General features: G+C 64.7%; 14 protein-coding genes. 5 read left to right on the top strand and 9 right to left on the bottom strand.

All coding sequences use genetic code 11. The annotated features are described in order from the left end of the window. Window positions 1-10 precede the first annotated feature (10 nt). The 3 genes from HYR72_06495 to HYR72_06485 all read left to right on the top strand — a co-directional run bounded on the left by HYR72_06495 (window position 11) and on the right by HYR72_06485 (window position 3051). Window positions 11-1201 (top strand): acyl-CoA dehydrogenase, encoded by a 1191-nt coding sequence (locus tag HYR72_06495; GenBank protein ID MBI1814607.1) that lies wholly within the window; start codon window positions 11-13, stop codon window positions 1199-1201. Window positions 1202-1231: 30 nt separating this feature from the next. After that, on the top strand, window positions 1232-2041 hold the full coding sequence (locus tag HYR72_06490) for an amidohydrolase (GenBank protein ID MBI1814606.1): 810 nt from the start codon (window positions 1232-1234) through the stop codon (window positions 2039-2041). Window positions 2042-2256: 215 nt separating this feature from the next. After that, window positions 2257-3051: an enoyl-CoA hydratase/isomerase family protein gene (locus HYR72_06485; GenBank protein ID MBI1814605.1), complete on the top strand. Its 795-nt coding sequence runs from the start codon at window positions 2257-2259 to the stop codon at window positions 3049-3051. Window positions 3052-3102: 51 nt separating this feature from the next. Here the strand turns inward: HYR72_06485 and HYR72_06480 are convergent, their stop codons facing one another. From HYR72_06480 to HYR72_06460, 5 genes are all read right to left on the bottom strand, one after another. Continuing rightward, window positions 3103-3405, bottom strand: coding sequence for a type II toxin-antitoxin system RelE/ParE family toxin (locus HYR72_06480; protein ID MBI1814604.1), 303 nt, complete (start codon window positions 3403-3405; stop codon window positions 3103-3105). Next, a complete protein-coding gene (locus tag HYR72_06475) occupies window positions 3402-3641 on the bottom strand; it encodes an addiction module protein (GenBank protein ID MBI1814603.1) in 240 nt (79 codons plus the stop codon). The genes HYR72_06480 and HYR72_06475 overlap by 4 nt, the downstream gene beginning before the upstream one ends. A gap of 462 nt (window positions 3642-4103) precedes the next feature. Next, window positions 4104-4727 (bottom strand): hypothetical protein, encoded by a 624-nt coding sequence (locus HYR72_06470; GenBank protein ID MBI1814602.1) that lies wholly within the window; start codon window positions 4725-4727, stop codon window positions 4104-4106. Between the two features lie 258 nt (window positions 4728-4985). Then, window positions 4986-5516, bottom strand: coding sequence for a hypothetical protein (locus HYR72_06465; GenBank protein ID MBI1814601.1), 531 nt, complete (start codon window positions 5514-5516; stop codon window positions 4986-4988). Further along, window positions 5506-5790 carry a hypothetical protein gene (locus HYR72_06460; protein ID MBI1814600.1) on the bottom strand — a complete coding sequence of 95 codons (285 nt, stop codon included), beginning with the start codon at window positions 5788-5790 and terminating at the stop codon, window positions 5506-5508. The genes HYR72_06465 and HYR72_06460 overlap by 11 nt, the downstream gene beginning before the upstream one ends. Before the next feature lie 229 nt (window positions 5791-6019). Here HYR72_06460 and HYR72_06455 point away from each other — a divergent pair, with 229 nt between their 5' ends. Then, window positions 6020-6565, top strand: a complete 546-nt coding sequence (locus tag HYR72_06455; protein MBI1814599.1) for a 2-oxoacid:acceptor oxidoreductase family protein — start codon at window positions 6020-6022, stop codon at window positions 6563-6565. A 148-nt stretch (window positions 6566-6713) separates the two neighbouring features. Here HYR72_06455 and HYR72_06450 read toward each other — a convergent pair whose 3' ends face one another. The 4 genes from HYR72_06450 to egtC form a co-directional block, all read right to left on the bottom strand. Beyond that, window positions 6714-8372, bottom strand: a complete 1659-nt coding sequence (locus HYR72_06450; protein MBI1814598.1) for an ABC transporter permease subunit — start codon at window positions 8370-8372, stop codon at window positions 6714-6716. 86 nt (window positions 8373-8458) lie between these two features. Then, the gene (locus HYR72_06445; GenBank protein ID MBI1814597.1) at window positions 8459-9190 is read right to left on the bottom strand and encodes an ATP-binding cassette domain-containing protein; all 732 of its coding nucleotides are present in this window, start codon (window positions 9188-9190) and stop codon (window positions 8459-8461) included. Further along, window positions 9187-10479, bottom strand: coding sequence for an ergothioneine biosynthesis protein EgtB (egtB, locus tag HYR72_06440; protein ID MBI1814596.1), 1293 nt, complete (start codon window positions 10477-10479; stop codon window positions 9187-9189). Before egtB ends, HYR72_06445 begins: the two co-directional genes overlap by 4 nt. Further along, window positions 10455-11249: an ergothioneine biosynthesis protein EgtC gene (gene egtC, locus HYR72_06435; protein MBI1814595.1), complete on the bottom strand. Its 795-nt coding sequence runs from the start codon at window positions 11247-11249 to the stop codon at window positions 10455-10457. The genes egtB and egtC overlap by 25 nt, the downstream gene beginning before the upstream one ends. 189 nt (window positions 11250-11438) lie before the next feature. On the opposite strand from egtC, the gene egtD reads away from it, so the two are divergent. Then, window positions 11439-12395 carry an L-histidine N(alpha)-methyltransferase gene (gene egtD, locus HYR72_06430; GenBank protein ID MBI1814594.1) on the top strand — a complete coding sequence of 319 codons (957 nt, stop codon included), beginning with the start codon at window positions 11439-11441 and terminating at the stop codon, window positions 12393-12395. Window positions 12396-12402: the final 7 nt, after the last annotated feature.

The raw sequence follows: 12402 nt of genomic DNA, 5'->3' as shown, positions 1-12402 counted from the left end.
CTCGCGATCCATGGACTTCCGACCGACCACCGCCGAGGCACGCTTCCGCCACGACGTACGCGAATGGCTGCACACGCATCTGCCCGTCGGTTGGGGTACGCCCGCGTTTCGCCAGCCGACCACCGCGGCGGAGAAGGTCGCCTTCGTCAAGTTGTGGCAGGCCACGCTCTTCGACGGCCGCTGGGCCGGCATCGCGTGGCCGCGGGAGTATGGCGGTCGTGGCGCCAGCATCGTCGAGCAACTCATCTTCAACGAAGAGTACGCTCTGGCGCGCGCGCCCGACATGATCAACCTCGCGGTCGGCATGGGCTTGGTCGGGCCGACGCTGATCGCGTCGGGTGCGGCGTGGCAGAAGGAGCGCTTCCTTCCGAAAATTCTGCGCGGCGACGAGATCTGGTGCCAGGGCTTCTCCGAACCGAACGCCGGTTCTGACCTCGCCGCGCTTAAGACCCGCGCCGAGCTGCGTGGCGACGAGCTGATCGTTACCGGCCAGAAGATCTGGTGCAGCTACGCGCACTATGCCGACTGGTGCATCTTGGTCGTGCGCACCGATCCGTCCGTGCCGAAGCACAAGGGGTTGACGTTCCTCCTCGTCGACATGAAGAGCCCGGGCATCACCATCCGCCCGCTGCGCGAGATCACCGGCGAAGCCTGGTTCAACGAAGTGTTCTTCGACGAGCTGCGCGTCCCACGCGCCAACATCGTGGGCGAGATCAACCGCGGGTGGGACGTGGTGATGACCACGCTGGCGCATGAGCGCGGCGGCGCCGCGCCGCACACGCGGTTGCAGATCGAGCGCCAGCTACTCGGCGAGTTGGCGCGCCGTACCGGGTGCAACGGAACGGCGGCTGCCGATGACCCGATTGTCCGCCAGCGCATCGCGCAGTTTGCGATCGAGGTCGAGATCCTTCGCCTCACCGCCTATCGCAACGTGTCGGTGATCCTGCGCGACGGCAAGCCGGGACCGGAAGGTTCGATTCTGAAGTTGTTCTGGAGCGAGCTCGATCAGCGCATGAAGGACACGGCCATCGAGATACTGGGCCCTTCGGGCTTGCTGCTGGAAGAGTCGGCGCGTGCGGTTGACGACGGCTTCTGGTCGCACGAATTGCTTTGGTCGCGCGCCGCGACGATCTACGCCGGCACCTCGGAGGTGCAACGCAACATCATCGCCCAGCGTGTGCTTGGATTGCCGAGAGGATAGGGTGTTTGGGAAGGACTTGAGGAACGAATCATGAGTGAATCAATCGGTATCATCGACGTGTGGACGCAGTATCTCTCTCCGACGCCGCCGGAGAAGCGCAGCGCGCAGGCGGAGAACGTCTTCAAGCGCTACGGCAAGCTCGATTGGTACCACAACGGCACCAACGTCGCGCAGATGCTCGAGGACATGGACCGGTCCGGGGTCGCCATCGCGTGCATCTCCGGCGAACCGCATCACGTGCGCGAAGCGGTGCGCGCGCATCCGACGCGCTTCATCGGCGAGTATCATGCCGATCCGACCGACATCATGGCAGCGGTGCGTGGTCTGCAAGAGCATGTCGAGAAATACGGCTTCAAAGTCCTGCGCATCGAGCCGTTCCTGTGGCGCAAGCCGCCGACCGATGCCGCGTACTACCCGCTCTACGCGAAGTGCATCGAACTCGACGTCGCGTTTCAGACCCAGGTCGGCAACACCGGCCCGCTGTTTCCGTCGGAGACTGGGCGCCCGACGTACATCGATCAGGTCGCGCTCGACTTCCCCGAGCTGCGCATCATCTGCGGCCACATCGGCTGGCCGTGGACCGAAGAGATGATCGCGATCGCGTGGAAGCACGCCAACGTCGTCATCGACACCTCGGCGCATGCGCCGCGCCATTACCCGCCGGCGTTCGTCAATTTTCTGAAGACCTTCGGCCAAGACAAAGTCTGCTTCGCGACCGACTATCCGCTGCTCGGCTTCGACCGCGTAGCCAAGGAGATCGACGAACACCTCGGGTTGACGCCGGAAGTAAAGCGGAAGTTCCTGCGCGAAAACGCACGGCGGATTTTGAAACTGCAGTGACGCAACAGTTTCCCTCTCCCGGAGAGAGGCAGTCGATTGTCTCTGAGCGTAGGGGCGACGCATGCATCGCCCTCCGGTTTCTCCGCAGCGGACATGTCACTTCCGGGCGACGCATGCGTCGCCCCTACAGGGAGAGGAAAATCTGCTAGGAAACAGCGCGACGGCCGCGCTCATTGACAGTCTCCCTCCGGGCGAGGGAGCGGAAGGAGAAGAACATGCCCGACTTCAAAGCCATTCAGTTCACGCTCGAAAACCAAGTCGCCTGGGTCACCATGAATCGGCCCGACGCACGCAACGCGGTCAACGCCGAGATGCGCGAGGAACTCATCGCGGTACTCAGCGACGCGCGCAGCAACGGCGACATTCGCGCGCTGGTGCTCACCGGGTCCGGCAAAGGATTTTGCACCGGCGCCGATCTCAGCGGCCCGCGCGGCCAAGGGCCGAGCGGCCCCGGCGCCGGGCGCGAGGTGATGAAGCAGAGTTCGCAGCGCCTGATTCGCGCGCTGTGGGAGTTGGAGAAGCCGGTGATCGCCGCGGTCAACGGCGTCGCCGCCGGACTCGGTTCCCACCTCGCCTTCGCCAGCGATCTGGTGATCGCGGCGCAGGACGCGCGCTTCATCGAAATCTTCGTCCGCCGCGGCATCGCCATCGACGCCGCGGGCGCATTTCTGCTGCCGCGGCTGATCGGCCTGTCGAAGGCGAAGGAGCTGGTGTTCTTCGGCGAGGACCTCAGTGCCGACGCCGCGCTGGGTCTCGGCCTTGTCAACAAAGTCGTCCCGGGCGATCAACTCGCGGCGGCCGCGCGCGAGTGGGCGGAGAAGCTCGCCCAAGGCCCGACGTTCGCGATCGGTATGTCGAAGCGCTTGCTCAATCGCTCGCTCGAATCGTCACTCGAAACCGCACTCGAAGAGGAAGCGCTGGTGCAATCGCTAGTCACGCAGTCGGAAGACACCCGCGAAGGCATGACCGCTTTCATGGAACGCCGCACGCCGCAGTTCAAAGGGAAGTGAGCCCGGACATTGAGACCGCCGATGCACGTGCCGGCCGGCACCCCGTGCGGGTTAGCGGCGGTCCGTGCGCTGCCGCCAGTAGTCGGGACGGCGGTGTTGGTGGGCGACCGCAACGAGATACACGTAATCCTGCCAGATCCGATAGATGATGCTGTACGGAAACCCAGGAACGATCCGCTTGCGAAAACCACCGGCAAGCGGCGCGCCCGACTCGGGAGCTGAAGAGATGCGCTCGGTAGTGTGCTCGACCGCCGCGAGGAAGCGAAGACCGAGTCCATCGAGACGGGCCTCATAGAAATCCACCGACTCGTTGGCTTCCGCCCGCGCCTCCGGGTGGAAGACGGCCTCCTTCACGGCCGCAGCTTGGCGCGGAGTTGCGCGAAGACTTCGCCAGCCGGTATCCCCTCGACCACTCCGTCGCGCAGCTCCCGAAAGCGCCGCTCCGCCTCGGCAAGCCAGAGCTTCTCGATCTCCTCTGGCGACTCCACATCCCCTTCCAGGCTGGCCAATAGCTGCACTGCGAGCCGTGCGCGGTCCTCGGGCGGCAATCGGAGCGCGTCGTCCTCGATCTCAGCTAGTGAGTGCGCCATCTTGTTCTCCACTTCGCTGTTGAGCGTAGCACGGTAGCCGCTAATGCCGCCAACGTTTGACTTGAGCGGCCTGCCCAAGGCCCGACCTTCGCCATCGGCATGTCGAAGCGGTTGCTCAATCGCTCGCTCGAATCGTCCCTCGAAACCGCGCTCGAGGAGGAAGCGCTGGTGCAATCGCTGGTCACGTAGTCGGAGGACACCCGCGAAGGCATGACCGCTTTCATGGAACGCCGCACACCGCAGTTCAAAGGGAAGTGATCGCGGACATTGCAACCGCCGATGCACGCCGATCAACGCCGATGGTTGATTCGGTTGGTGACGGGTATTCGTCGGTGTGAGTCACCCAGTTCGAGATCAGTCCGCTTCCCCGAGTAGCGTGCCGAGCGACCCGACGTGGATCAACCATCATAGATCATTCCGTGTTCATGGAGAGTCAAGTTGGGCAGAGCCGACCCGCTAACGCTACCGATAGATGACGGAGCCATCTCGGAGACCTCCGTCGCGGAGTCGGGATACGGTTGCCCAGATGAGGGAATCGATCACTTTTTCGTCTGTGAAATGGACGGGCTTGAACCTAGCCCGAAAGGCGGCCATCGACTTTCTCAGCAGCCCGTTCGCGAGAATCCGTGCGTACTCACGGCTCAGGAACGCATGAAAGTTCACGAGCCGCTCCACTCGCTGCGCAAGGTCGAGGCCGCGGTCAGGTTGGCGGAAGAAGTAAAAGGCCGCGATTTGAGAGTCGTAGATCGGGGAGTGATGATCATGCATATGGACGAGCTTTGTAACGAAGGAAAACTGAAGACTCTGCCGGCCTTTGGACTGGGTAGGCACGTTGAACAGGTCTGTGGCGAGGCTGGCTAACGCCGGCTGGCGTCTACCCGCAGCCGCGAGCCGGCGGAAATACTCTGCGCAGTATGCCGGGCTGAGGCGCGCCGCGTTCATCGCCCAGAAGGCCCGGTACTTCGACTGATACGCGGAGTCTCCAGCCCGACCGATATTCTCGACGAGCCAGTCGTAGTTCGGGACATGAGTAGGAAGGATGGATGCAACCAAGGTCTCGGAGTGGGCCTCAATCAGCTGGAACACTTCGTAACGCTCTCCTGCGCCACTCCCGAGCCGTCACAGCGGTTTGCTGCTGCCCAACTTTGAATTAGGCGTATCAACGACCCAGCGACCCGCGCAAGGCTTCGCGGGTCAATACGGGTGCACGCATGCGCGCCTCATACACCCGGATGCATCACGGATTCAAGGAACTGCGGGGCATCCTCTCATGCGACATCGAACCGTGTTGACCCGCCGCGCCCGGCGGGTCAACACCATGATCATGGTCGCGCGACTTCGCGCTTACGATTGATCGCCGTAGGATCGCACCCATGTGCGGAGTCGCTCACGTGCTTCGGGCGCGAGCGGGATCATTTCGATCCGCGCCAGCAGTGTGGGTGCGTGGACGAGCCGATGCCCGAGCGCTTCGCGGGCGAAGGCGAAGTCCTTCTCTCGTCCGGCGGCCAGTTTCGACACCACCAAGTCGTGTACTTCGAGGCACCAGCCGGTTGCGCCGCGCGTGCTCTCGTTGCGAACGGGGATCAAGCGCTCGCGCCACCCGTCGGGTAGCACGGCGGTCGACTCGGCGACCCCGTGGGCGTAGTAACCGTACGTGGCGTGAAACGGCGAAAGCTCACCGATCGATCCGTCGATCAGGTCCGCGCGTTCCGGATGATTGCGCGGGAAGACGTCGGCTTCACAGGAGACGCGCAAGGCGGCAGGGGCCGCCGGAAACTGACCAAGGAGGGCCTGGCTCCCCAGCACCACGATCTCATCATCGTCGGCGATGTCGGCGGCGGCACGGATGAGGTGTTCGAGCGCTTCACGTGTCATCGGTCTGTTCAATCAGGCTGCGCACCTCACGCCACAACCGCCAGCGTTCCTGAGCGGACAAACAGCCGGCGAACGGCGACGACTGACGCAGCTCGCGACCTCGCTCGCTCGAATCGATCAGCGAGCCCGCGATGGTTCCCATGTCCTGAGCAAGAATTTCGCTCCACGCGCGTGCGTACTCCGGTATGGGGTGACCGCCCTCCAGCCAGCTCTGAACGCGTGCGCGCGCAATCTCAAGCAACGACCCATCAAGAAGCAGGCGCTGGGCGATCACTCGGTGGTAGGCGATGCTGCGCTCCTCAGCAATGCGGTGAAGGTCAAGCCTTCGTGACGACTGTGGCACGCGACGGAGTCTAGTCGCGGCGGTGAACGAACTCAACGGATCGCGGTGTTTCGCGCGTTTCGACGTTTCGGGTGAGCGGTGTTCCGATTGCACCGCGTCGCGGGTTTGATCTATGCACCACCAGACCGTGAGTCCCACTCGTTGACGTGAACACCACACCATGGAACGCGAAGTCATCATCACCGGTATCGGCGGGCAGGGGATTCAGCTCATGGCGAAGATTCTCGCGCAGGCTGCGATGCAGGCTGGCAAGCAGGTCATGCTGTTCGGGGTTTACGGCGGCATGATGCGCGGGGGGCCGAGCGACTCGACGGTGGTGATCGGTGACGACGCGATTCAAGCGCCACCGATCATCCCGCTCACCTGGAGCGTGCTGGCGATGCACGCGACGGGGCTGGCGGAGCAGAGCAAGAAACTGCGCCCGGGCGGCGTGCTGTGCCTCAACTCGACGTTGGTTCCGGCGCCGGCGCGCGATGACGTCACGCTGCTGAGCGTCCCGGCGACGAAGATGGCGGAGGAAGCGAAGAACATCATGGGCGCCGGCATGATCGCCCTCGGCGCGTTCGTTGCCGCGACCGCATTGGTCCCGCACGAAGCGCTCATCGCCGCGATGCGCGAGTCGCTGCCGCCTCATCGCCAACATCTCGCGGAGAAGAACGTCGCGCTGCTCAATCTCGGCGCCGATTTCGTTACGCGAGGGATGTAGGCGACCGCGGTCAATGGATGTTGATCGGAAACAAATCTTCACCACGAAGAACACGAAGGACGCGAGCAGAGAAGCAGAAGGAAGGTTCCGGTGCCGGCCTTCGTGGTCTTCGTGCCTTCGTGGTGAACTCCTTATTTTCGCATCAGGTTCAAGTTGCATCACGTCCGATCCGCAACCCGCGCGGCGTCGCCCAGCGTTCGACTTGTCCGAGTGCGGCGTCGACCACCAGCGCCAGTGCCGCCGCCGGCAGCGCGCCGGAGAGCACCAAGTTGGTGTCGCTCACGGTCAAGCCGGTGACGATCGGGTCGCCGAGGCCGCCGGCACCGATGAAGGCCGCCAGCGTCGCGGTGCCGATGTTGATCACCGACGATGTCCGCACACCGGCGAGGATCACCGGCGCCGCCAGCGGCAGCTCGACTTGCCACAATAGCTGGCGCGGACGCATGCCGAGGCCGAGGCCGACTTCGATCAGCTTCGCATCGACGCTGCGCAATCCCGTCACCGTGTTGCGGATGATCGGCAACAGCCCGTAGAGAAACAGCGCCACGATCGCCGGGCGCGCGCCGATACCAAAGAACGGCAGCATGAAGGCGAGCAGCGCGATCGATGGGATCGTCTGCAGCACGCCGGCAATCCCGAGCACAGTCGATGCAAGGCGTGGCTTTCGACTGGCGGCGATGCCGAGGGGGATGGCGACCATGCACGCGAGCGCTTCCGCAATTCCGGTGAGCAGCAGGTGCCAGCTCGCCAGATTCAACGTGATGAAGCGGCGTTGCCACAACAGCGCGAGCAGCGAGCGTGACCGCACCTCGCCGGTGGCGTGCTCAACGCCGATGCCCACCTCGCGTAGAAACGACGCCGCGACGTCAGCCGGTTCGCGCCGTTCGAACTCGACCCGATGATTGAGCCGCCGCATCGCCGCTTCGTCGAGTCGGCCGGCGAGCAACGCGAGCGCCTCGGCGGCGCGCGGAACGCGCGTCAACAGATCGCGGCGCACCAACGGCGCGGCTTCGTATGGCGGAAAGAAGTTCCGATCGTCACGCAACGCGACGAGATTGCCGGCGACGATTTTCGCGTCGGTGGAGTAGCCGTCGGAGACTTCGATCGCGCCATCGGCGAGCGCTTGATACGCGAGGTCGTGCTCCATGCCGACGAGCGACGCGGTCTGCAAGCCGTAGACGCGGAGCAATCCCGGCATGCCGTCTTCGCGCTGCAAGAACTCGTGCGACATGCCGTAGCGCAGCGGATGCGCGGCCGCGTCGCTCACCGACGCGAGTTGCAACTCGCGCGCGTGCGCGGCGCGCATGATCAGCACGTAGGTGTTGTTGAACCCAAACGGCGCCAGCCAGACCAAATCGTACTGCTCGCTGAAGGCGCGGCTGACGCGCGCGAAGGCGTCGCTGGCGCCGGCCACCGCGCTGGCATCGCCGACGATCTCGCGCAGCCCGGTGCCGGTGTACTCGGCATACGCGTCGATGGCGCCGTGTTGCAACGCGTCGAACGCCACTTTCGTTCCGGCGAGATTGAAGCGCCGCTCCACGCGCACACCGGCGTGTTGCTCCAGCGTTTGCGCCATGATCTCGCCGAGGATGGTGCCTTCGGTGAAGTTCTTGGCGCCGACCACGATGGTCGGCTCGGTGGCGGCCAACGTCGGCACTGCCAACAGCAGCGCGAGTAGCAGCGCTCCCGGTGAGAGTGCCCCTCGATACACCGGGCCAAGAGGACGGGCCGGCACTCGGGGTGAACGGGTCGGGGGAACCGAACAGGATGGACAGAGGTAAATCCGTTCACCCCGAGTAGGCCCCATCTGTCCAGGGGCCGTATCGAGGGGCGGCGCGCATGCCCGCGAGGGGCCGCGTATCGAGGGGCGTTGTCCCAGCAGACTCACTGACTTCACAGATCACCCAACAAACCCAGAAAGCTCGCCACGAACTCCGACGCCGGCGCTCGGCGAATCTCTTCGGGCGTGCCGACCTGCGCGAGCACGCCGTCGGCGAGCACGGCGACGCGATCGGCCAATAGAAACGCTTCCTCCACGTCATGCGTGACCAGCACGACGGTCTTGCGCAGGCGGGCGTTGATTGCCTTGAACTCGAGTTGCAGGCGCCGGCGGGTGAGCGGATCGAGCGCGCCGAACGGTTCGTCCATCAACACGATCGGCGGATCGGCGGCGATGGCGCGCGCGAGCCCGACGCGCTGTCGTTGGCCCCCGCTCAGCTCGGCCGGGTAGCGCGGACCGTGCAGCGCGAGATCGAGCCCGAGCAGCGCGAACAGTTCCTTGGCGCGCTCGCTACGCCGCGCTTCTGGCCAATCGAGTAGATGCGGGACGATCTCGACGTTCTGCTGCGCGGTCAGATGCGGAAACAGCCCGGCCTCCTGCACGACGTAGCCGATGCTGCGCCGCAGTTCGACCGCGTCGCTGCGTTGTATGTCGCTGTCGTTCACCCGCACCTCGCCCGACGTTGGTGAGACGAGGCGATTAATCAGCTTCAGGGTTGTTGTCTTGCCGCACCCCGATGGCCCGAGTAGCGCCACGGTTGCGCCGTGCTCGATGTGTAGCGACACCTCGCGGAGCGCGACGTGGCCGTCCGGGTAGATCTTGGTGACGGCGCGCAGATCGATCATGCGTCCCGAGCGCAGCGGAAGCCGGCGAAGACGGCGCGAGTAGCGGGTGCGTACCAGTTGCGGAAGGTGTTGCGTACGATTGATCCTCGGCTTGCCCACGAGCCGCCGCGCAACACCAAGTGCTGGCCGTCGAAGTAGGGTTGCGAGTAGCCGTCGTACGGATACGCTGCGAAGTCTGGAAACGGTGCGAACGGGGTGGCCGTCCATTCCCACACGTTACCGTTCATGTCGCAGCAGCCGCTCGGGCTGCGCGCGTCGAAGCGTCCGACCGCCGTGGTCGTCCCGAACGCACGCTCGCTATTGCAATGCGACGAGTCGGGCGGTTCCTCGCCCCAGGCGTACGATCGCGCCGCGCCGCTGCGCGGGTTCCACGCCGCGGCCTTCTCCCACTCGGCTTCGGTCGGCAAGCGCTTGCCGGCCCAGCGCGCGTAGGCGTCGGCCTCGTACCAACTGATGCACATCAGCGGATGGTCCGGTCGCAACACCCCATCGCTGAAGAATCCCGCCGTGCACCAGCCGGCGTCGTCGCGTTGCCAGTAGCGCGGCGCGTGGATCGTGTGAGCACAGCGCCAGGTCCAGCCATCAGCGCTCCACCATGTCGGCGAGTCGTAGCCGCCCGCCGCGATGAAACTCAGGAACTGCGCGTTGGTTACCGGCGTGATGTCGATCAGGAAGTCGGCAACATTGACGCGATGCGCAGGGACCTCGTTGTCATACCAATCGTCGAGCTTGTCGCGCCCCATGACGAAGGCGCCGCCAGGTACTCGCACCATCGGTGTGTCACCCGCTTCACCCGGTACGAGCAGCGCCGGTTGCGCAGCCGATTTGCGATCACACATCTGCAACACCAGCGTGATGGTCTCGCTGTGTTGGTACTCGTGCTGTAGGACGGTGCGAAAGACACGGCCGTCACGCAGCAGATGGTGATTCGAGTCGAGAGTAACTGCATCGAGGTACCGCAGCACGCGCTGCCGCACGGCGGCGAGCCACGCCATGATGGTTGGACGTGGCGGCAACTGGCGGCGTTGCGACTTCGGCGTTTCGAGCGGCGAGAAGAGTTGACGGTACTCGGGTGGAAGGCTCGCGTTGCCCTGGCACTGTTCGAGTAACCAGTAGGCTTCGAAGGTTGCGATGTGTCCGACGTGCCAGCCGATGGGGCTGAAGTCGGGATCGGGCTGCGCGGTGAACGCGTCGTCGTCGACGAGTTCGAGCAACCGCAGCGTACCGGCGCGCGCAGCGTCGAACCGCGCGCGCAGCGTCTCGCTCAATCGAGGTCCAGCGAGCTGCATGTGATCCGGAGACTCGTGTCGACGCTCAGCATCGTGCCAGCCTCTACCTCTTCCCACTGTCCGTTGGCGAACAGTGGCTCGGACGCGACGACCACCGCCTTCGGGAAAAACGGGTCGGCGCGAGCGACGTACAGCGAGGGCGCGTAGTCGGTCGTCGAGTAGCGGCAGGTGACGATCGCTTCGCCGTCGGTGATAGCCAAGTTCAAGAGTGCGTCGAGGTGCAGTTCGCGCGTCCAGTCGTGCAGCAGCCCGAGTGTGCGGCTGAGCGCGTCACTCATCGCCGCGGCACCGTGCGTGTCGGGCGGCAATTGTTCAAGCAGCAGCGCGAAGAGGTGTTCCGAATCGCTGCCGCCCTTGATCGCGGTGTAGTACTCGTCGCGCAAGCGCTCGCGCAGCCGCCGCATGATGCGTTCGCGGAAGCCGGTGATGTAGCCGTTGTGCATGAACAGATAGCGCCCGTACGCAAACGGCTGCGTATGCGCTTGGCCGTACGGCATGCCGGGCGTGGCGCTGCGCACCGCCGCGAAGACGCAGCTCGATTGAATCTTGCGGCCGAGCTGCGGCAGGTTGGCGTCGCTCCAGATCGGCATCTCGCTGGTGAACACACCGGGCGTGTCCTCGACCTCGGGTTGATACCAGCCGACGCCGAAGCCGTCGGCGTTGACCACGCCGGAGCGCATCTCGCGCGGCCGATAACTTTGCACGACGAGCGAGTGCTCCGGTTCTTCGATCAGACGACGAAGGGGAATTCTCTGCCCGATGTATTCCACTAGCCTGCACATTGGTCTATCTAATCTTTGCCCACGCTCGAAATTGCTGCAAGCGGGCCGCTAGATTCACTCCAACCGCAGGAGGGGACGACGAACGCGACGAAGCCAGCCACAGCGTATCACCCGACGCGTCCTCACCCGCCGCTGGAGCCGCACGCGCCGCTGCGCGCGGGTGAGCGCGAGCCGGGCTTGCAGATCGAGGTCCACCTCGAACCCACGCAACGGGCGACGCTTGCGGTCGATGTACGCCGTGGTCTCACTGCGGCGCAGAAAAGCGTGCCGCCGAAGTATTTCTACGATGACCACGGTGCGCGGCTGTTCGATGCCATCTGCGATCTGCCCGAGTACTATCTGACCCGTACCGAGCAAGCGTTGCTGGAACGGGTCGCCGCCGAGATCATCGTCCTGGCGCGGCCGACCGATCTGGTCGAGTTCGGCAGTGGCGCGTCGCGCAAGACCCGTGTCTTGCTCGACGCCCTCACTCGCGTCACGCGTGACCCGCGCTACATCCCGATGGACGTGAGCGAGGGCATGCTGCGTCGCAGTGCCCACGCATTGCTCGCGGAGTATCCGTCGCTGGCGATTCACGCCGTCGTTGGTGACTACGAGCGCCATCTCGCGCGCTTGCCGCGCGGCGAGCGCCGGCTGGTCGCGTTCCTCGGCAGCACGATCGGTAACTTCACACCCATCGAGGCGGATGAATTTCTTGGCCGGGTAGCCGCGCAGCTCGTTCCCGGCGAGCACTTCTTGCTCGGTGTCGATCTGGCGAAGGACCACGCGGTGTTGCACGCCGCCTACAACGACGCCGCCGGTGTCACCGCCGAGTTCAATCGCAACATGCTGCGGGTGATCAATCGCACGTTGGGCGCCGACTTCGACCCCGCCGCCTTCGATCACGTCGCGTTCTTCAACCCCGAGGCGTCGCAGGTCGAAATGCACTTGCGGGCGCAACGCGCGCACGCCGTGCGCATCGCCGCGCTCGACCTCGAGGTGTCGTTCCGCAGCGGTGAGACGATTCATACCGAGATCAGTCGCAAATTCTCCCGTGCCGCAACCGAGGCGATGCTGTGTCGCGCCGGCTTCGAACCGCTGCGTTGGTTCGAGCCCACGAACCGCTACTTCGGGCTCGTGCTCGGGCGGCGGTGATTGGACC

It is taken from the genome of Deltaproteobacteria bacterium (genome assembly GCA_016178705.1).
In the GTDB taxonomy this organism is placed as follows: Bacteria; Desulfobacterota; Binatia; order HRBIN30; family JACQVA1; genus JACOST01.
This window is presented reverse-complemented; position numbering and strand designations above follow the sequence as displayed.